Origin of the sequence: Rugamonas rivuli (assembly GCF_009380165.1) — a bacterium.
In the GTDB taxonomy this organism is placed as follows: Bacteria; Pseudomonadota; Gammaproteobacteria; order Burkholderiales; family Burkholderiaceae_D; genus Rugamonas; species Rugamonas rivuli.
Genome location: NZ_WHUF01000008.1, coordinates 170,723 through 191,298 on the forward strand (window position 1 = coordinate 170,723; position 20,576 = coordinate 191,298).

Here is a 20,576-nt window from a genome sequence, read left to right on the forward strand (position 1 = left end):
GCGCTCCGTGCTAGACTTTAAGCCAACTCTTACTGAATGACCGCGCCGTGCCAGCCCGTCCTCTGAACGCCACCGATGCCTTCCCCGCCCGCGCGCCGGACGGGCTGATTTCGCACGCGGTGTTCCGCACCATGTCCGAAACGGATGCGGTGATGGAGCGCTTCGCCTGGCTGGGCGACGATCTGGCGGTGGCCATCTGGCGCCGCGACACCGAGGTGGCCGAGACCAGCTACAACAAGCCGGGCCACCACACGCTGTCCTACTACATGGGCGGCGGCTACCGCACCGAACGCGACGAACTTCCCGGCCTGTACGGAGCGCCGGAGCGTCTGTGCACGCTGCCGGACTGGCACGAGTCCAGCTGGACGGTGCGCGGGCCGCTGCGCTTCCTGCACGTCTACTTCCTGCCCGAGCACTTCACGCGGCGCGCGGTGGTGGAGCTGGACCGCGAACCGCGCGAGGTCACGCTGGCCGACCGCACCTACTTCGAGCATGAGCGCATCGGCAAGCTGTGCGCCGGTCTGGCGGATATGTCGTGGGAAGGCGCGGACGGCCAGCTGCGCGCCAACGAGGTGGCGCACGAAACCCTGAGCCATCTGCTGCTGTCGCAATCGATGCCGCAGCACCAGCAGCGCGTGCGCGGCGGACTGGCGCCGGTGGTGCGGCGGCGGCTGGCCGACTACATCGAAGCTAACCTTGGGCAGAATATCTCGCTGGGCATGCTGGCGCAGCTGGCGTGCATGTCGGAGTACCATCTGGCGCGGATGTTCCGGATCTCGTTCGGCATGCCGCCATCGGCGTGGATCGCGGCGCGCCGCGTGGAGCATGCGCGGCTGCTGCTGAAGACCAGCGACCAGCCCTTGCAGCAGATCGCCGACGCCTGCGGCTACGCGGACCTGAGCCACTTCAGCCACCGCTTCCGCGACAGCGTAGGTGCGCCGCCCAGCCGCTACCGCAGCATCGTTACGTCGTAGGCTTTTCGAACGAGAAGCCGGGCGCGTACAGGTGGTAGCCGTCGAAGTCCTGCTTGCCGATGTCCGCGCCGTGGCTGCGCGCGATCGCGTAGGCCATGCTGAAGTGGAAGTAGAAGTTGGGCAGGATGTAGAGGTTCAGGTATTCGTCGGCAGGCAGCGCGATGTCGGCGAAGCCGGCGCGGTCGCGGCAAACGCGGTCGGCCGGGCCTTCGAACTGCGATGGCGGAATCGCGGCGATGTAGGCGATGGTGTCGTCGACCTGCTTCGCCAGCGCGGCGAATGACACCTCGGCGCCATCGAAACTCACCGGCGGCAAACCTGCCAGCGGACAGCAGCCGCGCAAGGCAAAGTTGGCCGTGGCGCGCACCTGCGACGCGAACGGCAGCATCTCTGCATGCAGCCGCGCGCCAAGTATTTCGGGGTTTGTCTCTATCCTTTTGATGATTCCGGCAAGTTGGCCGAGCGATCGATTAAATATGGTCGGTGCGTGCATATCGATATCCTTCTGGTTCGGCATGATATTAGCTTACGCAGGCACTGTGACCAATCAAAACATGCGTCGTCTTCTCAAGCGATAGTTTGCGTACACGTGTAGTGCGGCAGGAGCTGGAGATGACGAATCCTGATATTCGTACCACGAGCGCTTTCCATGCAACGCTCAACGACAAGAGTCAAGTCAGCAGTATCCTGAAAGGCATTGATCCTAAATACCTGAATCCCAACAGCCGGTTTGGAAAAGCTTTTTATGTTTCGGAGGATGCCGAGACAGCGCTGGCCGAGATGAAACATTACGGCGTCCCGCCAACGCACGTGATCCGGTTCTTGATGAATCACAGTGCCATGAGAGTACTGGACTTAACGGAGCCTGATGTGGCTGCGAAATATGGTTATGTTGGAGGCGCTATAAGTTCAGTCACTCAAGCGATAGGAGCAGCCGCACGCAGGGATGGATATAACGTCATTCATTTCCGTTCAGAGAGAGCGGCCGGAAAAAGTAACCACGCTATACTGCAAGACTACAATCAGACATTAAAGCCTCAGATTGTTACTCCGGTGGAAAAATGAAACTTGTACTCTTTGAATATCGATGTGAGTCTTGTGGAATTTCTTTCAAAGCTCCGCAAATCAGTCCTCATGCCTATGGCGAGTTTTTGCTCAGGAAGAAGAACTCTCCCGCGCTACGCTATCTGGATGCGATACATTGCATCGCTTATTCCGAGGTCGCCAGCGCATTAAAAGCAAGAGGGTTGGACGAAGTAAAGCAAGCCGAGGTTTTACAAGCGATCTTTGGCGTAGTCGCCTGCGATCCGGATCTCGATGGCGAGCCGTTCGAGATGGGGCTGCCGCCTTACTGCCCCGAATGTGCCGGCCAGTCGGCTTCAGTCTGGAGTATCACCGAACCGATAGAGTTTATCGAACTCGATATCCCTGCACCGACATTCCTGCTCTGGAGCAGCCTCACAGCTCAAGAAAAAAGAACAAGAATCCGCGACAGCATGCGCAAGCTTCTACCCCAGTCGCGCGTGGCTTAATCCATCTCGCTGATCATGGCGACGATCTCGTCGCCATACGACGCCAGCTTCTTCTCGCCGACGCCGGAGATGCCGCGCAGGTCGGACAGCGTGGTCGGTCGCGCCTTGGCGATCTCGCGCAGCGTGGCGTCGTTGAAGATGATGTAGGCCGCCACGTCGTGCGCGCGCGCCGTCTCCACCCGCCACCAGCGCAGCTTGTCGAAGATGGCCTGCTCGCGCGGCGACAGATCGCTCTCCACATAACCCTTCGACGCCTTGCTCGGGCTCTTCTGCTTGACCGGCTTCTGGTACTGGCGCAGCTGCACCTTCTGCCCGCCCTTGAGCACCGGGCGCGCCGCGTCGGTCAGCTTCAGCGAGCTGTATTGTTCATGGTCGACCGTCACCAGGCCCAGCGCGATCACCTGGCGCAGGATGGCGCGCCACTCGGCCTCGCTGCGGTCGGCGCCGATGCCGAACACCGACAGCGAATCGTGATGCCACGTCTTGATACGCTCCGTCTCCACGCCGCGCAGCACTTCGATCACGTGGCCGGCGGCGAAGCGCTGGTCGACGCGGTACACCGCCGACAGCAGCTTCTGCACCGGCACCGTGCCGTCGAAGGACACCGGCGGGATCAGACAGGTATCGCAGTTGCCGCAAGGGCCGGAGGCTTCGCCGAAATAATCGAGCAGGCGCACGCGCCGGCAGCTCAGCGTTTCGCACAGGCCCAGCATCGCATCGAGCTTGTTGCCCAGCACCCGCTTGAAGGTCTCGTCGGCTTCCGACTCGTCGATCATCCGGCGCTGCAGCACCACGTCCTGCAGGCCGTAGGCCATCCAGGCGCTGGACGGATCGCCGTCGCGGCCGGCGCGGCCGGTCTCCTGGTAGTAGCCCTCGATACTCTTGGGCAGATCCAGGTGGCAGACGAAGCGCACATTGGGTTTGTCGATGCCCATGCCGAAGGCGATGGTGGCGCACATGACGATGTTCTCTTCGCGCAGGAACTTGGCCTGGTTGGCCGCGCGCTTGGCGTGGTCCATGCCGGCGTGGTAGGCCATGGCGCGCACGCCGTTCTCGTTCAGGAACTCGGCGGTCTCCTCGACCTTCTTGCGCGACAGGCAGTAGACGATGCCGCAGTCGCCGCCATGCTCGGTGGTGATGAAGTCCAGCAGCTGCTTGCGGCCGTTGGCCTTTTCGACGATCTGGTAGCGGATATTGGGACGGTCGAACGAGGACACGAACTGCATCGCATCGCCCAGCTGAAGGCGGTGGATGATCTCGGCGCGGGTCTGCGGATCGGCGGTCGCGGTCAGCGCGATGCGCGGCACGTTGGGGAACTGCTCGTGCAGCACCGACAGCTTGATGTACTCGGGCCGGAAGTCATGCCCCCATTGCGATACGCAGTGCGCCTCGTCGATGGCGAACAGCGCGATCTTCGACGCCTGGAACAGGTTCAGGCAGCGCTCCGTCATCAGGCGCTCTGGCGCCACGTAGACCAGGTCGATCTCGCCGGTGCGCACCAGGCGCTCGATGCGGCTGGCCTCTTCGTAAGTCTGGGTGGAGTTGAGGAAGGCGGCGCGCACGCCCACTTCGGCCAGCGCGTCCACCTGGTCCTGCATCAGCGCGATCAGCGGCGAGACGACCACGCCGACGCCGTCGCGCACCAGCGCGGGAATCTGATAGCACAGCGACTTGCCGCCGCCGGTGGGCATCAGGACCAGCGCGTCGCCGCCACCGCTGACATGGCCGACGATCTCCGCCTGCTGGCCGCGGAAGGCTGGGTAGCCGAACACGGTCTGCAGCAGTTGAAGGGCGCGTTCGTTATTTTCCTGATGATCCATTGCTACTACTCGATTCTTCTACAGCTAAGGTTTAGTCGGCCCAGACGATGACGCCGGTGTAACCGGTGACCAGCACCATCAGGCCGAAGGCGATGCGATACCAAGCGAACGCAGTGAAGGTGTGCGAGCTGATATAGCGCAGCAGCCAGCGCACGCACAGGAAGGCCGAAACGAAGGCCGCCACGGTGCCGATCGAGAACAGCGGCAGGTCGGAGGCCGACAGCAGCGCGCGCTCCTTGTACAGCGAATACACGGTGGCGCCCAGCAGCGTGGGGATCGCCAGGAAGAACGAGAACTCGGTCGCCACCTTGCGCGAGAAGCCGAAGATCATGCTGCCCATGATGGTGGCGCCGGAGCGGCTGGTGCCCGGGATCAGCGCGAACGCCTGGGCGATGCCGATCTTGAGCGCGTCGATCGGCTTGATGTCGTCGACCGAATTGATGCGGGCCATGGCCGGATTGGCTTTTTCGCGCTTTTCCACCCACAGGATGACGAAGCCGCCGACGATGAAGGCCAGCGCCACCGGCACCGGCGCGAACAGCTTGGCCTTGATGGCTTTGCTGAACAGCACGCCCAGCACGGCGGCCGGCAGGAAGGCGATCAGCACGTTGAGCGCGAAGCGCTGCTGTTTCGGGTCGCCCAGGCCGGTCAGCACGGCGGCGATGCGCGCGCGGTACTCCCAGCAGACGGCGAAGATGGCGCCCGCCTGGATGACGATCTCGAACACTTTCATTTTTTCTTCCAGGCCGTGGAAGCCCAGCAGGTGTTCCGCCAGAATCAGGTGGCCGGTCGACGAGATCGGCAGAAATTCGGTGAAACCTTCAACCAGGCCCATGATCAGGGCTTTGAGTGCGAGAACGATATCCATGAGGTAAGTAATGAGTTGGTGGGAGTGGGGCCTCACGTGGAGCGCCGGGGTCGAAGCTTACCATGTTCGCGGCCTCCGATTCTGAATCTGACTCAAGGGTAATGGGGTTTTCGCCGGCCAGGCAAAAAAAACGCCCCGGAACGGGGCGTTGGAAGAAGACCTGCGTAGTGTGCCGAGTGCGATTACCAGTTGGCTTGCAGCGTGTACTTGCCGCTGGTGGCGCCGGTGCCGCCGCTGTAATAGATCACCTTGGCGTACAGCGTACCGGCCGTGCCGTAACTGACGCTGTCGGCCGAACCGGTGCCGTTGGTGCTGGACGCGACCTTGGTGCCGGCGCTGTTGTACAGCTCCAGGTCGTAGTCCGAGCTGGCGTTCGGCGCCAGGGTCACGGTCAGCGTTTTGCCGGCCGGCAGCACGATCTTGTAGTAGTCGACGTCGGACGAGGCGCTGATGGTGCCGTTGACCGTGGTGCCGGCGGTGCTGACGGCCTGCGCGGTGGCGGTGGTGTTGTTGCTTTCCACTTCGTTGATGGTCGGGCCGCTGACCACCGACGACAGGATGTTCTGCGCCTCGAAGCTGGCCTGGAAGGTGTTGGCGTAGCTCAGGTCCGACGGGTACAGCGTCTTGGCGGCGTTGACGATGGCGGTGGCCATGGCCGGCATCTTGATGTTGCTGCCCAGGCCGAAGTGCGCTTCCAGGATGATCTGGTCGATATTGGCGCGCGGCTTGCCGGCGGCGATCAGCGCCACCATCGATTGGTACAGCGGCGCCGACCACAGCTCGTCGGACTGGAAGGTGACGCCGTTCTCGGTCACCGACTGGTGCGCGCCGTAAGTCTTGGCGGCGTTGTACTTGGCGTTGGTGCGGTTCAGCAGGCGGCCGTCCCAGCAGGCGCCGTGGCCGTCCCAGCTGAACGCCCATTCCGGATGGTAGATCTTGCCGTTCGGCGTGCTGTAGGAGTAGGACGCGGCCCAGTAGTCGCCGAAGCCTTCGCCCATGGCGCCGGTGTCGCCGCCGCTCCAGCTCGAATTGATGTTGGCCTGGATGCCGTGGCCGTATTCGTGCAGGATGACGTCGGCGTCTTCGCTGTCGTTCACGCAGCCGTGGCCGAAGGCCAGGTAGTCCGAACCGGCGCCGCCGCCGCTGTAGTGCGAGTTGTCGTCGCCGTTGACGCCGTCGGTGTCGACGTCCAGCGGACGGTTGATGATGGACTTGGTGCCGGTGAAGCCCAGCGACTGGATGTAGCGCTGGCTCTGGTCCAGGTGGAAGTAGACGTTGGTGTCGTCGAAGGCGTTGTTGCCGCGCTTGGCCGTCCACACGCCGTTGGTGGTGGTGCTCGGCGCGGTGGCCGGCGCTTCGATGTTCTTGATGTTGACGAACGGGCCGCTCAGCTTGTACACGCCGCCGGTCACGGTCAGGTCGCGCAGGGTCTTGGTCGAGTAGGCGGCGTCGAAGGCGGAGGCGGGCGAGGTGTCGGTCAGCGCGTCGGTGTTGAGCACGGTGCGCGGATCGGGATCGAAGGCGTAGCCGGAACCGTTGATGCCGGACGGCGTGGCCAGGGCCACGGCGGCCGATTGCGCGCTCAGCTGCGAACGCGAGCCCTGGCTGCTGCTGACGGCCTTGGTGGCGGCGGCGCGGTCGAGCACGGGGCCGGCGACGGCGGTGCGGGCGCCCAGCGTGCGTTCGCCGCGGCGCGGCAGCGAGGTGGTGTAGGAGCCGATGACGGTGCCGTCATGCGCGTTCAGGAACTGCACGAAGCCACCGGTCGGCATCTGCGCCTCGATGCGGACCTTGCGCGCCAGTTGCACGCCGTCCTTGGTCGGCACCCACACCAGTTCGGTCGATGGCGTGGCCACCAGCGGATGCTGCACCTTCATATTGGTCCAGGCTTTGTCCAGGGCCTGGTCTTCGCTGATCTGGGCCTGGTTGTACAGCTGGTTGACGGCGCTGGCGTCGACCTTGTCGGAGATGTAGCGGGTTTCGTTGAAGATCTTTTGCAGCTGGCCGTTCTTGCCGATCGAGATGATGATCTCGGCCCGGTCCACCGGCAGGCCGCGCAGCATTTGCTGGTAGTGGTAGTGCTTGCCGGTCAGGGATTCCTGCACCTTGACCAGGCCCAGGTTGCTCAGCGAGGCTGGCAGGCCGAAGCGGGCGGCGTTCTGGCGCAGCACGTCGTCGGCCGAGGTGGCCGCGGTGCCGGAGAATACCGTCAGGTTTTCAACCGAGTAGCTGCCGGCGTGCGCGGTACCGGCGTAGGCCAGGACGATCAGGGAGGCGAGTAAGGGACGGACGAATGGGCGGGCAAATTGGCGCATGCTGCATGGACTCCTTTAGTGGGATGTAGTTTGGATGCGAGCCTTGTGGGTGCCAAACGAGTATAGCCACGCCTTTTTTCCATTTGTAAAATCAGGCGTTTTTAGACACTTTGCGCGATTCTGTTAAAAATGAGACATAGCGGCGGCGCGCGCGCGGCGCTAAGATGGAGCCCAAACATCCAACGAAAGGCACTCGATGCAACGACTGTTTTCCCTGCTGCTGCCGCTCGCGCTGGCATCCGGCTGCGCGCTGGCGCAAGCGCCCAAGGCGATCGAGGATGTGGAACCGGAGGTGACGCAGCAGGTGGCGGCCGCCGTTGCGAAGATGGCGATCGATCCGGCGGCCGAGGGCGCGGCGCTGCTGCGTCCTTGCGCCAGCCCGCCGCCGCTGGAACTGCTGCGGCGCACGGTCGACGGCGAGGAGCGGACCTATCTCTACCGTACGCAATGCGGCAAGCCGCTGCTGGTGTCGGCCACCTACGGCAAGAACGGCGCCATCAAGCGCCTGCAGCTGAAAACTGAATAAACCGTTTACGGGTTTGCCAAACCCGAATTCGGCTACCGAGGATCGGAAAAAGGCGGGCTCTTTCCAACTGCGTCAGCCTACTGGCCTCTGCCCGAGCTTACTTGGAAAACGTTATCGACTTGCGTCGGGCTGGCCCTCCCAACGTAGTTGCCTGGGTAGGCACCGCTGGAGCGCCCAAATCATGTAAGCCACAATAGCAGCCCGAATAAACCCCACCGACTACTTCATTCTGATCATCCAATAATCTGTGTATGCGAAACTTAGGCAGGGCATGGAACGGCAGTGGAGTCGGCTGACTCGACGACGCCTGAGCGCTCTGATCAGGTGGCACAGTTGCTTGCACCGGCACCGGTAGTGCCGCATGCGTGTGCAGAGCGTTGAATACGTTGGAACACCCCCAACATGCACGTTTTGCTCCGTTTATATACAAGTCGCCGTTTCCTATCTGCCACGCCGCGTACAGTATCCTCAGTTCGGCATGCAGGCATACCCCACCATATTGCAAATCCGGCACCTGGGGCCAGGTGGTTTTGTTTTCGTGGGAAACCGCGGCATCCAGCCCTTTTCCGGTAAGTAGCATAGTCAAAAACGTGAAAATCGATTTAGCATCCCTGGACGTGGCGTCTACGTGTATGTGTACAAGATTAAACCAACTGGATGACTCAAGCGCGTTTTCGTAGAGCCGTTCGTATTTCGGATTATTTGTTGTCGGCATAATCTCTTGCAATTGCCGAATCCGGACGATAGCGCGTTGCAGGGTTGAATCGCTGCGCTCTATGTCGGATGACAGTTTCAAGTTGGAAATCGTAGTGAGCATCCCCATGTAGGTCTGCTGATCGATAGCGCCGGCATTACTGGCCGCATATAGGCCCCTGTCGTCAAAACCCATCTGGACCTCGGCATGGTTTGGAGTGTCGACAGTCGAGGTTTTTTCCTCCTTGCCACCCCGGCCGGTCCGCACCTTTAAGGCATCCGGCCCTTCATCCAGATATGTCAGCAAGCAGGTGCTTAGCGATCCCAGCAGTTGAAGCTTGGCCATCTCTAGCGACCCGTAACAATTCAAGCGCTTGGGGCCGAGCGGCATATTGCCTTCCATGGTTGGTTCAGATTTTGCGTACGCCGTCAGGTATGGAGGGGTGTCGTATCTGATGCAGTCTGTGCTGTGGATAACGGCGGCTATGCTCGACGAGGAAGCGCTCGACGACGATGAGCTGGCGCCGGTATTTTTTGCAGCTATCGCAGACATATTTATCCTGTTTGTCTCAGGATTAAATGCGCCGCGTCGATGGCTCGGTTGCAAGGATGATGATGACGCCACCGCCGGCAAATCGTCGTCCGAGTCTTCCTCTTTACCTTTGCCGCCTTTTTTTCCTCTTCTCGGCATACCAACTCCTCAAAATAGATGATGGTAAATTTTTACAATTAAAAGTATAGCAACTTCAGCAGTGCCAGCAATGTGTTTTTTTGCCGACGGGGTTGACCCGATTCCAGCACAATGGCGCCGATAAAAAAGCCCTCCAGCCGCGCGGGTGAGCCGCGTGGATGAAGGGCGCAAGAGCGACCTGATGGCAGGGTCGCGAGGGAGATGCAAGCTTTAGAACGTCATGTCCAGGCGCGCGCCGAAGTAGCGTTGGTAGTCGCGCGGCGGCAGCCATTCGGTGGTGTTGACCACCAGCGGCGCATTGGGCGCCTTGCTGCTCCAGTTGCTATTGGCGTAGCCGTTGTTCAGGCCGGCCGCGTAGCGCTTGTCGAACAGGTTGTTGACCAGGAAGGTGAACTTGTAGCGGTCCTGCTTGTCCTTCACGCCGAAGCTCAGGTTGGTGATGCTGTACGCGCCCTGTATCGTCATCGGATCCTGGCTCAGCGAGAACTGCGTGCGGCTCTGGTAGCGCGTGGTGGCCGCGACGAAGCCATTGAAGCTCTGCGACGGCAGCACCAGATCGTACTGCCCGCCCAGGTTGACCTTGACCTTGGGCGCATTAGGCAAAGTCTTGCCCGCCAAGTCCTGGACGTTGGTGTTGTTGTACTTCGGGCTGTTGACGCAGCCGGGGCCGGGGATGGTGCCCGTTCCCGTGGCGTTCAGCACGTTGTAGCACGGGCCGTTCTCGAACGATTGCACGGTGGCCTTGGTGTAGGCGAAGCTGCCGTTCAGTTGCAGCTCGCGCGTCACGCGCACGCTGCCCTCCAATTCCACCCCCTCCGTGCGCAGGCCGCCGATGCTGTTCAGGCCGGTGCGATACGTGCCGTCGGCATCGAAAAAGCTCGATGATTGCTGGAAGTTCTTGAAGTTGGTGCGGAACAGCGCCAGGCTGAACATGGCTCGGTTGTCCAGCAGGCTTTGCTTCAGGCCGATCTCATAGCTGCGCGCGGTCTCCGGCTTGACGGCCGGCAGCTTGGCGGTGGCCGACGTGAAGCCGGACGTCAAATCGTAGGCCACGCCCTTGTGGCCGGTCGACGCCATGCCGTAGACCATGCTGTCCTTGTCGATGCGGTGCTCCAGGCCCAGCTTGCCGGTGAAGCTCTTGTCGTTGTCTTGCTTGTGGTAGTACTCGGTCAGCGCGTGCATCTGCGGCGGCACCGTGTAGCGGCGGAAGTTGTAGCCGGTGTCTTCGTCGTTGTAGCGGCCGCCCAGGATCAGGCTGGTGTTCGGCACGAAGTCCCACGAACCCTGGCCGTAGATGGCCTTGCTGATATTCCACGCATCGGCGCCGTAGGAGGTGCCGTAGGCCTGGATCAGCGGCGCCTTGGTCAGCTCGCGGTTCAGCCAGTTCTTGCCGTACCACAGGCCGGCGACGTAGCGCACCGCGCCCTTGTCCGGCGAGGTCAGGCGCAGCTCCTGCGTGGTCGAGTGCACGTCGAACGAACCGTACTGGAACAGGCCGCCGTGCATGCCGGTCGGCTGGCCGTTGGGCAGCAACAGGAAGGGCAGGATGTCGATGTCGGTGTTGTCGTTGTCCTGGTAATCGTCCATGTGGTAGCGGCCGTAGGACGAGATCGAGCTCAGCGTGTGGCCGGCCAGCGGGCCGTTCGGATCGAAGGCCCAGTCCAGCTTGACGCCGGTGCCGACGTCGTGGAACTTGCCGCCGGTAGGGTAATCGTTGCGCACGTCGCGGTTGCCCGGACCGATGTTGATGCCGGCCAGTACCAGCGAGGCCGGCAGCTGCGGCGCGTTGCGGTAGATGCCGCCCACCGACATGGCGCTGTAGGCGTTGGAGCAGCAGAACTTCTCGGTGCGGTTGTAGTGCGGCGTCAGCGTGACGGTCAGCTGGTCGGTCGGCGTCCACTCCAGCTTGCCGCTGAGGTTGTCGCCCTTGCTGCCGTTCAGGTGGCCGCCGGTGGTCAGGTCGTTGAGCGTGCCTTGGTAGCTGGTCTTGCTGGCGGCCAGGCGCATGCGCAGCGTGTCCGACACGGCGCCGCCGACGCTGAAGCCGGCCCGCCATTCATGGTCGTCGGTGAGGTAGGTGCTGATGGTGGTCTTGAGCGGTCCGCCGATCGGCTTGGTGGTGATGTTGAGCGCACCGGCGATGGAGCTCTTGCCGAACAGCGTGGACTGCGGCCCCTTCAGCACCTCGATGCGGTAGACGTCGGCCAAGTCCTTGAAGGCGCCGGCCTGCATGCCCTGCGGGATATCGTCGACGATCACCGAGACGTCGGCCTCGACGCCGATGCCCAGCGAGAAGGTGCCGATGCCGCGCATATTGATGCTGAAGTTGCCCGGCTGGCTGCCGTAGGACAGCGTCAGCGCTGGCGACAGCGACGGGATGTCTTCCAGGTCGCGCACGTTGGAGCGTTGCAGCACGGCGTCGCCGAGCACGGTGATCGAGGCCGGCACGTCTTGCAGGTTCTGGGCGCGCTTGTTGGCGGTGACGACCACCGATTCGAGCTTGCCGCTGTCTACCGGCGCGGCTTGCTGCGCGGAGGCTGTGCCCAGTCCCAGCAGGGCGATGGCGACTGCGGCCGTGATGGGCCGCAGCGTGAGGTTGTGAGTGTTCATCGTGTCTCCAATTTTTATTAAATGCTTTGTGGAATCGCTTCCACTTATGATGAAAAAATACGCCGGCAATCGCGCGGATCGCCGGCGGTGCTGCGCTTACTTTGAACTGACCTTCAACGGCGCCTTCAGCTTCTGCGCGTAGTTGCGCACGTAGGCCTGCCATGCCGCGCCGTCGGCGAAATCGCCGCTCTTGTTCCAGCCCGCGCCGAAGTAGTAGACGAAGGGCTGGCCCGGTTGCGCCGTGCCCAGCGTCAGCTGCTGTTTGTCGGCGATGGCGAAGCCGCTGGCGCCGGCCGGCAGGATCACGCCGCAGCCGGTGATGCCGTCGTCGCCATGCTGCGGCTCCCAGTAGCTGGACCAGCCGCCGGCGGCGTCGGTCACGTAGTCGCCCTGGCCGTCGCGCTGCACGATGCCCACGCCCACCGTCAGCGGGCCTTTGCCGCTGGCGCTGTAGCGGCTCTCGACGCGGGTCATGTTGGAACCGGCGTCGATGGAGAAGCGCTTCACCTCGGAGACCATGCGGCCATTGCCTGCATCCCATTTGCCGAATGTGAGTTCGAACACGGAGCGCAGCGGACCATCGGCCAGCACCTTCCAGCTCTGGAAGTTGGACGAGTTGTGCAGGGCGTTGTCGGCGTAGATGGTGGTGCCGCCGCAGCCGCGGTTCTGGCCCACGTGGTAGTAGTCCAGGCCTTCGCCTGCGTCCTTGTGATAGGCGCCGGTCTTGTACCACTTGTCCACCACCGGGTAGCGCACCTTCTTGACCCACACGTCCACGCCGCTGCTGATCAGGTGCTCCTTCGGATCCTTGATGATGGCCGGGCCGTAGACGCGGTGCACGGTGCGGTCGCTCTCCCACGCGAAGTCGTCCAGGCGCTCCGGCACGAAGCGCGCGTGTGTCTTGACGTCGGCCGGTGGCGCCGCAGCCAGGCGTTCGGCCGGCAGCACCAGGTAGCGGCGCGTATCGCCGGCCGGCACGTTCACGGAGAACAGCAGCTGCTTGCCGCCGATGACTTGCGAGTTCAGGATCGCCGAGGTGGCGGCGTCCATCACCACCGGCGTCTTGATGCCGCCTGCGAGTTTGACTTCGACCAGCTCATCGCCGCGCAGGCCGTCGGTGCCGTTGGCCACGGCGACGGTCTGCGGCTTGGCCTTGTCCAGCACCGCCATGCGATACACCTCGCTGCCGGCCAGCAGGAAGCCGCCGACGCCATACACTTCGGTGGCGTCGTTGTCGAAGGATTTGGGATCCTGGCCGATAGGCTGAACGTGGGTCAGCTTGCCGTCCGCCTGTACGTTGGCCACCAGCGCGCTCCACACCTTCTGCACGGCGGGCTTGTAGGTCTTGGCGTCGAGCAGTCCCTGGTTGACGCCCCAGGCGAAGGCATAGGCATACAGCGCCGAACCGCTCGATTCCTTCAGCGGATAGCTGGCCGGGTCCAGCAGGCTGGCCCGCCACAGGCCGTCCGGCTGTTGAAGCGTCAGCAGCTTGGCCGACATCTCCTTGTACTGCTGTTCGAAGCGCGGACGGGCGGGGTGATTGGCCGGCAGGTATTGCAGCATGCGTACCAGGCCGCCCATCACCCAGCCGTTGCCGCGTCCCCAGTAGACCTTCTCGCCATTGGCTTCGCGCTTGTCGAAGTATTTGCTGTCGCGGAAGTAGAGGTGGGCTTCCTTGTCGTACAGGTAGTCCGACGTTACCCACCATTCGCTGACGGCGAAGTCCAGGTAGCGCTGGTCGCCGGTGACGGACCACAGGCGCAGCCAGGTCGGTGGTCCCATGAACAGCGCGTCGCACCACGACCAGCGGTCCTGGTTGCCCTTGACGGTGAAGTCCAGCGTGCCGGTGCGGCGGTTGGCCAGGATGTCGTCGAAGCTGGCGCGCATGGCGGCGATCATCTTCGGATCGCGCAATTGCAGATACAGCTCGGCGTAGGTCTGGCCGATGATGTGGTCATCCGCGTGGTAGTGGTTGGGGCCCAGCTTCCATTCGTTCTTGTCGCCGACGGCGAGCATGGCGTCGCGGTATTTGCGGTCGCCCGAGATGCCCACCAGAGCCATGAAGCCGGTATCGCCTACCGCCTGCGTCCAGTCGTCGGTGCGGTGCTTGCTTGGATTGGCGAGCTGCCAGTCCGCCACGCGCTCCATTGAGTTCAGTACCGCTTTCGGGTTGATGGCGGCCGAAACTTCCGCGGCGAAGACTGATGATGCGGGCAGCGCCGCCGCGAAGGCGGCCAGCACGGCGGCGTGCAGATACGTTGGATTCATGTGGGCGTCTCGTTTATATTTTTTGAGGTTGGGGCGTTATTTGTACATCGGTCCTGCGGTGACGAACGGGCCGCCCTGGTAGATGGTGGGCGCATCGCCCGCCGCCGGGTAGGCCGCGCTGTCGGGGAAGTTGCCGGCGAACTGGCTGGAGCTGTGCTTCGGCACATAGCCTAGGTGCGAGGCGTGCTTGTTGTCCCACCATTTGGTCGGATTGTCCGAGGTGCCGAAGGTGATGGTGTGGCCCACGCGCGGCGTGAACAGCGAACAGCGGATCAGCTCCACCAGGTCGTCGTAGGCCAGGTAGGTGATCATCATGCGGCTGTTCTTAGGCTCCGGGAAGGAGGAGCCGATGCGCAGGCAGACGGTCTCGGTGCCGAAGCGGTCGTAGTAGTAGCGCGACAGCGCTTCACCGAAGGCCTTGGAGACGCCGTAGAAACCGTCGGGACGCAGCGGCATCGTCGCGTCGACCAGCTCCGTGGTTTCGTAGTAGCCCACCACGTGGCTGGAGCTGGCGTAGATCACGCGCTTGACGCCGCACTTGTGCACCGCCTCGTACAGGTGGTGCAGGCCGAGGATGTTGGCGTTCATGATCGGTTCGAATTTGTCTTCGACCGAGATGCCGCCGAAGTGCAGCACGGCGTCCACACCCTCCATCATGTTCAGCACGAAGTCGCGGTCGCCCAGGTCGCCGATGACGATCTCCTCGCCCTCGCGTGCAGGGCCGAGATCCTTGACATCGTTCAGGCGAACCACGTCGGCCCAGGCCTTGGCGCGCTCGCGCAGGATGGTGCCCAGGCCGCCGCCGGCGCCGGTCAGAAGGATGCGTTTGAAGGGTTTTGCGCTAGAAGTATTGGTCATTTGATGTTTTGTGGTTAAACGTTTAATCGCAAGTATAGCGAATATATTTTCGAGGTCAATCGCTTTCGCATCAATGTAGATATGGTGTGTGGCGGATTTGGCGTGCTAAGATCGACGCGGATGGCACACTAAAATAAAAACCGATTGACTGGATTGATGAAAAAACCGATACCCACCATCCGCGATGTGGCTGCCGCCGCAGGCGTTTCGACCGCCACCGTGTCCAAGTTCGTCAACGGCGCCCAGCGTTTTTCGCCGGGGGTGGAGGCGACCATCACGCGGGTCATCGCGGACCTGGGCTATCGTTCCAATCCGCTGGCGGCGTCGATGATCACGGGCCGCACCAGGAGCATCGGCCTGTCGGTGCTGGACGTCGCCAATCCGCACTTCACCAGCGTGGTCAAGGGCGCCAACCGCGTGGCGCAGGAACACGGCTACACCCTGCTGCTGGTCGATACCGAGGAAAACCCGGACCGCGAACGCCCGCTGCTGGAGGCGCTGAGCCGCCGCGTGGACGGCATGATCGTCATCTCGCGCATACCGGAATCGGAGATGGACTGGATGGTGGCGCTGGAGAAGCCGATGGTGTTCTTCGGCCACCTGGCCGGCCACGATATCCCCTGGGTGGCGGGTGACGATCACCGGGGCGCCTGCATGTTGACGCGCCACCTCGTGGCGCTGGGCCACCGCAGGATTGCGTACCTGGGCTTTTCCAAGTCGCGCCGCGATGAAGAGCGCCTGGCCGGCATCCGCGAATGCCTGTCCGCGCATGGCCTGCCGCTGACCGTGCATGACGCGGGCGCACCGTCGGCGCTGGAAGGAGAGCGCGTGTGCTCGTCCATCATGCTCGGCTCCGAACCTCCCGATGCGCTGATCTGCTACAACGACCTGATGGCGCTGGGTTTCATGAAAGCCGCGCAGACATTGGGCTTCTGCCTTCCTGCCGATATTTCGGTGGCCGGCTTCGACAATATCCAGTTCGGCGCCTACACCTCGCCGCCGCTCACCACCGTCGACCTGCAAAGCGAACGCCTGGGCGCGGCCGCGATGGAGCAGCTGATCGGGCAGATCGAAGGCAAGCCTGCTCCCGCCTTCAGCATGATCGAGCCGCAGCTGATACTGCGCGGTTCCACCGCTAGCCGCAACCCTCGCAGCGTTTAGAGCGATTTTTTCACGCGAAGCTTTACGTCTTCAGAAAAATCACATAACATCGGTTAAACGTTTTCCAAAACAATTCAAACCCGAGACCACCGCCCCATGATTTCAACCCGATTCCGCCTGTCCGCGGTCGCGCTGGCCGCTCTGCTGGCCGGCGGCGCTGCGGCGCAAACCGCCGCCACCGCGCCGATGAACCGCATCGTGCAGGACAACGCCTATCAGCAGCTGGACTACTTCTTCAAGAAGCTGGTCGCGGAAAAGGAAGCCATCGTCATCGACGGCTACGCGCCGTTCAAGGCGGGCGACAAATTCCTGCCGGGGAAAGTGGCCGCGGGACTGGGCCACGTTCTGCTCAACAGCGCCAAGGACGATCCGGCGCTGCCGCAGCGGCTGCGCGACTATCGCGACATCGCCGATATGACGGTCGGCATGGACAACCACACCTGGGGCATCTACTACTACATCGGCACGCTGGTCAAACTGAAGGAAGCGGGCCTGCTGGAACAGGCGGTCAGCCCGGCCACGCTGGAGAAGCTGCGCAAGCAGCTGGACTGGCGCACCTTCGTCACGGTGCCGCAGTACGACTTGATCAACCTGCCGACCAACTACTACGGCGTGGCGTTCAGCATCGCGCGCCTGCGCATGCTGATGGGCTGGGAGGACGACAGCGGCAGCAAGATCCTGCTCGACAAAATGCTCACGCATTACAAGAAGTACTCGGGCAAGTTCGGCTTCTCCGACGAGACCGACGGCGAAGGGCGCTTCGACCGCTACAGCATCCTGCTGATCGCCGAGATCTGCGAGCGCTTCCTGGAGACCGGTCTGCAACCGACACCGGAGTTGAAAGGCCTGCTGCGCAAGGCGGCCGACATCGCGCTCAACGTCAGCAACACCGCCGGCGACGGCTTCAGTTTCGGCCGCAGCCTCGGGCCGTACGGCGAGACGGCGCTGGTCGAGATCCTGTCCGTATCCGCCTACCTCGACGTGCTGACCGCGGACGAGAAGCAGTATGCATATGCCTTCTCGTCGCGCGTGGCCGCGCGCTACATGGACTTCTGGTACGACCCGGCGATGCACTCGCTGGACATGTGGGGCAAGGGCCGCCGCACCGACGCCTATCGCGGCAAGCACCGCATCCTGGGCGAGAACTTCTCGCTGCTGCATCAACTGATCTACACCAACGATACCTGGAACAAGGCCGGCATGAAGGACGCGCCGCCCAAGGCCGACCTGCAGGCGTGGCTGGACAGGACGCGGCCGCAGTTCAGCACCACCACCTTCGCGCAGGGCGAGTACGACCGCGCATTGACCATTTTCCGCGACGGCAAACACGTCGTCAGCCTGAACATCATCAACGGCGGCATCAGCCAGCATGACAACAGCCCGTATTACCCGCTGCCGTTCGCGCCGGGCATCGTATCCGGCATCGCCGACAGCGGCAGCGCGCATCCGCAGCTGCTGCCCAAGTTCACCATGGCCGACGGCACGCAGCTGATCGGCACTGCCTGGATCAAGGACATCAAGACCAGCCAGGCCGGCCAGCGCTACACGGTCAGCTACCGGCAGGATGAGCTGGACCGCCTGGGCAAGAAGGGGCCGGTCAAGGATGGCCGCATCAAGCTGCAAACCACCTACACGCTGGAACACGGCCAGCTGACGCGCAACGATGTCTACACGCCGGTCGGTACGCAGGAAGTGGAGAAGATCACGCTGGAATTCGCATCCTTCTCGGAGCAGCCGTCCATCGACGGCGGCACCGTCACCTTCGCCAAGGGTGACGTGAACGGGTACAGCGTGACGGGCCTTCAGCAATGCCAGGTGGCGCCGACCAACGGCAGCAAGGACTACATGGCGCCGTATGGTGCGATGAAGACGCTCGTCACCTGCGGCACCGGCAAGCTGACGATGAAGGAACCGCTGACCATCAAGTGGATCATCAAGTACCACTAAGGACAACATGCCGCACTTAAAAATCGAATACACCGCCAATCTCGACGCGCACGCCGACATCGGCGAACTATGCAAGACGCTGTCGCACACGCTGGTGACGCTGAAGGACGACCAGGGCGCGCCGGTGTTCCCGCTGCTTGGCACACGCGTACTGGCCTATCCGGCCGCGCAGTACGCGGTGGCGGACGGCGAGCAGGGACGCGCCTTCGTCTACATGAACATGCGCATCACGCCGGGCCGCAGCGATGCGCTGGTGAAGGCGGTCGGAGATGCCGTGCTGGCCGCCGCGCACGCGCAGCTGGCGCCGGCGCTGGACAAGCTGCCGTTGCGCCTCACGCTGCACATCGATGCGACACCGCCCGGATACGAAGGCAAATTCAGTAGTTAATAAAATCTTGGAGACCTGAATGCGTAGTGTGTTGAAGCTCTTGTTGATATCGGGTTGTCTGGCGACGGCGGCATGGGCGCAGGATGACCAGGCCCCGGGCCAGGCGATGGTGGTTCCTGCCGCAGATGGCCGCACCGCACCTGCTGTGGTGGCGAAGCAGCCGCCCACGCTGCACAACATCTACGGCCGCACGCATCTGCTGCTGGACGGCCGCTGGAACTACATCGTCGATCCCTACGAAGCGGGCTACTACAACTACCGCCACCAGCCGTTCGACCAATCGGCCACCGGCTCCGGCGGCTTCTACGACGACCGCAAGCCCAAGGACAAAACCGAATCCGTTGAATACAGCTTCGACGGCTCGCCGACGCTGGCCATACCCGGCGACTGGAATTCGCAGAACGCCAAACTGGAAAACTACGAAGGCACGGTCTGGATGCGCCAGCAGTTCAAGGCCACACCCAAGGACGGCAAGCGCTACTTCCTCTACTTCGGCGCCGTCAACTACGAAGCCCACGTTTACCTGAACGGCAAGAAGGTCGGCAGCCACAAAGGCGGCTTCACGCCGTTCCAGTTCGAAGTCACGGGCCGCCTGCTGAGCGGCCAGAACACGGTCATCGTCAAGGCCGACAACAGCCGCCATCAGGACGACATCCCGACACTGAACACCGACTGGTGGAACTACGGCGGCATCACCCGCGACGTGCTGCTGGCCGAAACGCCGGACACCTACATCGCCGACTACCAGATCCAGCTGGCCAAGGGCGACATGGGCCGCATCGAAGGCTATGTGCAGATGACCGGCGCGCAGCGCTCGCAGGACGTGACCATCACCATCCACGAGGCGGGCGTCAAGGCCACCGTGCACACCGGCGCCGACGGCCGCGCTGTGGTCAGCATCCCGCTGGCGAAGAACAAGATGCGCTACTGGTCGCCGGAAGATCCCAAGCTGTACACCGTCACCATTGCCGCCGCCACCGACAAGCTCAATGACCGCATCGGTTTCCGCACCATCGAAACGCGTGGACAGGATCTGCTGTTGAACGGGAAGTCGGTGTTCCTGCGCGGGATCTCGCTACACGACGAGAACCCATTGATACCGGGCCGCCTGCGCGGCGAGGGCGATATGCGCATGATGCTGCAATGGGCCAAGGACATGAACTGCAACTACGTCCGCCTGGCGCACTACCCGCACAGCGAAGAGATGATCAAGCTGGCCGACGAGATGGGTATCCTGGTCTGGGCCGAGGTGCCGGTGTACTGGACCATCTCTTGGGAGAAGCCGGAAGTCTACGCCAACGCCAGCCAGCAGCTGACGGACCTGGTCACGCGGGATCGCAACCGCGCCAGCGTCATCATCTGGTCCATCGGGAACGAGACGCCGGTCAGCGAGGCGCGTAATGTCTTCATGGGCAAGCTGGCCGATACTGTCCGCTCGCTGGACCACACACGCCTGGTCGGCGCCGCGCTGGAAGTGCACCGCAAGGGCGACGAGGTGACGGTGGAAGATCCGCTGGCCGACAAGATCGACCTCGCCAGCTTCAACGAGTACGCCGGCTGGTACTGGTCCAACAACAAGGAGATGATGAAGTTCTCCTTCAAGGTCAATTACAACAAGCCGGTGATCATCACCGAATTCGGCGCCGATGCGCTGGGCGGCCTGCACGCGGACGACGACACCCGCTGGAGCGAGGAGTATCAGGACCTGCTGTACAAGAATCAGTTCAAGCTGCTGGACGCGATCCCCGGCCTGCGCGGCATGACGCCGTGGGTGCTGACCGACTTCCGCTCGCCGCGCCGTCCGCACCCGTACTATCAGGACTTCTGGAACCGCAAGGGCCTGATCTCGGAGACCGGCAAGAAGAAGCTGGCTTTCTACACGATGAAGGCTTACTACGACCAAAAACAGCAGCAATACAAATGAC

Annotated in this window: 17 protein-coding genes; 9 read left to right on the forward strand and 8 right to left on the reverse strand. The window is 62.7% G+C overall.

Annotated elements, in window-relative coordinates; genetic code table 11:
* Positions 1-47: 47 nt before the first annotated feature.
* The gene (locus GEV01_RS26160; protein ID WP_328595626.1) at positions 48-974 is read left to right on the forward strand and encodes an AraC family transcriptional regulator; all 927 of its coding nucleotides are present in this window, start codon (positions 48-50) and stop codon (positions 972-974) included.
* Here the strand turns inward: GEV01_RS26160 and GEV01_RS26165 are convergent.
* The gene (locus GEV01_RS26165) at positions 964-1,491 is read right to left on the reverse strand and encodes a DUF1993 domain-containing protein (RefSeq protein ID WP_328595627.1); all 528 of its coding nucleotides are present in this window, start codon (positions 1,489-1,491) and stop codon (positions 964-966) included. The two genes, GEV01_RS26160 and GEV01_RS26165, sit on opposite strands and share 11 nt — an antisense overlap.
* A 95-nt stretch (positions 1,492-1,586) precedes the next feature.
* On the opposite strand from GEV01_RS26165, the gene GEV01_RS26170 reads away from it, so the two are divergent.
* On the forward strand, positions 1,587-2,039 hold the full coding sequence (locus tag GEV01_RS26170) for an RES family NAD+ phosphorylase (RefSeq protein ID WP_152808623.1): 453 nt from the start codon (positions 1,587-1,589) through the stop codon (positions 2,037-2,039).
* Entirely contained in the window at positions 2,036-2,506 is a 471-nt protein-coding gene (locus tag GEV01_RS26175; RefSeq protein ID WP_152808625.1) for a hypothetical protein, read from the forward strand. Before GEV01_RS26170 ends, GEV01_RS26175 begins: the two co-directional genes overlap by 4 nt.
* Here the strand turns inward: GEV01_RS26175 and recQ are convergent.
* From recQ to GEV01_RS26190, 3 genes are all read right to left on the reverse strand, one after another.
* Positions 2,503-4,326, reverse strand: coding sequence for a DNA helicase RecQ (recQ, locus tag GEV01_RS26180; RefSeq protein ID WP_152808627.1), 1,824 nt, complete (start codon positions 4,324-4,326; stop codon positions 2,503-2,505). The genes GEV01_RS26175 and recQ overlap by 4 nt on opposite strands.
* Before the next feature lie 31 nt (positions 4,327-4,357).
* Positions 4,358-5,194: an undecaprenyl-diphosphate phosphatase gene (locus tag GEV01_RS26185; RefSeq protein ID WP_152808629.1), complete on the reverse strand. Its 837-nt coding sequence runs from the start codon at positions 5,192-5,194 to the stop codon at positions 4,358-4,360.
* Positions 5,195-5,376: 182 nt separating this feature from the next.
* A complete protein-coding gene (locus tag GEV01_RS26190; protein ID WP_152808631.1) occupies positions 5,377-7,509 on the reverse strand; it encodes a pre-peptidase C-terminal domain-containing protein in 2,133 nt (710 codons plus the stop codon).
* A 196-nt stretch (positions 7,510-7,705) separates the two neighbouring features.
* Here GEV01_RS26190 and GEV01_RS26195 point away from each other — a divergent pair, with 196 nt between their 5' ends.
* Positions 7,706-8,035 (forward strand): hypothetical protein, encoded by a 330-nt coding sequence (locus GEV01_RS26195; protein ID WP_152808633.1) that lies wholly within the window; start codon positions 7,706-7,708, stop codon positions 8,033-8,035.
* A 97-nt stretch (positions 8,036-8,132) separates the two neighbouring features.
* On the opposite strand, the gene GEV01_RS26200 is transcribed toward GEV01_RS26195, so the two are convergent.
* Positions 8,133-9,131 carry a hypothetical protein gene (locus GEV01_RS26200; RefSeq protein ID WP_152808635.1) on the reverse strand — a complete coding sequence of 333 codons (999 nt, stop codon included), beginning with the start codon at positions 9,129-9,131 and terminating at the stop codon, positions 8,133-8,135.
* Between GEV01_RS26200 and GEV01_RS26205 the strand changes: the two genes are divergently transcribed.
* The gene (locus GEV01_RS26205) at positions 9,130-9,441 is read left to right on the forward strand and encodes a hypothetical protein (RefSeq protein ID WP_217428509.1); all 312 of its coding nucleotides are present in this window, start codon (positions 9,130-9,132) and stop codon (positions 9,439-9,441) included. The genes GEV01_RS26200 and GEV01_RS26205 overlap by 2 nt on opposite strands.
* 188 nt (positions 9,442-9,629) lie before the next feature.
* Here the strand turns inward: GEV01_RS26205 and GEV01_RS26210 are convergent, their stop codons facing one another.
* The 3 genes from GEV01_RS26210 to GEV01_RS26220 all read right to left on the reverse strand — a co-directional run bounded on the left by GEV01_RS26210 (position 9,630) and on the right by GEV01_RS26220 (position 15,155).
* The gene (locus GEV01_RS26210) at positions 9,630-12,029 is read right to left on the reverse strand and encodes a TonB-dependent receptor (protein WP_152808639.1); all 2,400 of its coding nucleotides are present in this window, start codon (positions 12,027-12,029) and stop codon (positions 9,630-9,632) included.
* Positions 12,030-12,125: 96 nt separating this feature from the next.
* Complete coding sequence (locus tag GEV01_RS26215; RefSeq protein ID WP_152808641.1) at positions 12,126-14,297, reverse strand: glycoside hydrolase family 88 protein; 2,172 nt, start codon at positions 14,295-14,297, stop codon at positions 12,126-12,128.
* 36 nt (positions 14,298-14,333) lie between these two features.
* Positions 14,334-15,155 (reverse strand): NAD-dependent epimerase/dehydratase family protein, encoded by an 822-nt coding sequence (locus GEV01_RS26220; protein ID WP_152808643.1) that lies wholly within the window; start codon positions 15,153-15,155, stop codon positions 14,334-14,336.
* A gap of 156 nt (positions 15,156-15,311) precedes the next feature.
* Between GEV01_RS26220 and GEV01_RS26225 the strand changes: the two genes are divergently transcribed.
* From GEV01_RS26225 to GEV01_RS26240, 4 genes are all read left to right on the forward strand, one after another.
* Positions 15,312-16,316: a LacI family DNA-binding transcriptional regulator gene (locus tag GEV01_RS26225; protein ID WP_152808645.1), complete on the forward strand. Its 1,005-nt coding sequence runs from the start codon at positions 15,312-15,314 to the stop codon at positions 16,314-16,316.
* A gap of 96 nt (positions 16,317-16,412) precedes the next feature.
* A complete protein-coding gene (locus GEV01_RS26230) occupies positions 16,413-18,263 on the forward strand; it encodes a hypothetical protein (RefSeq protein WP_152808647.1) in 1,851 nt (616 codons plus the stop codon).
* A 7-nt stretch (positions 18,264-18,270) separates the two neighbouring features.
* Positions 18,271-18,651 carry a 5-carboxymethyl-2-hydroxymuconate isomerase gene (locus tag GEV01_RS26235; protein WP_152808649.1) on the forward strand — a complete coding sequence of 127 codons (381 nt, stop codon included), beginning with the start codon at positions 18,271-18,273 and terminating at the stop codon, positions 18,649-18,651.
* A gap of 19 nt (positions 18,652-18,670) precedes the next feature.
* Entirely contained in the window at positions 18,671-20,575 is a 1,905-nt protein-coding gene (locus tag GEV01_RS26240) for a glycoside hydrolase family 2 protein (protein WP_152808651.1), read from the forward strand.
* The last annotated feature ends 1 nt before the right edge of the window (position 20,576 follow it).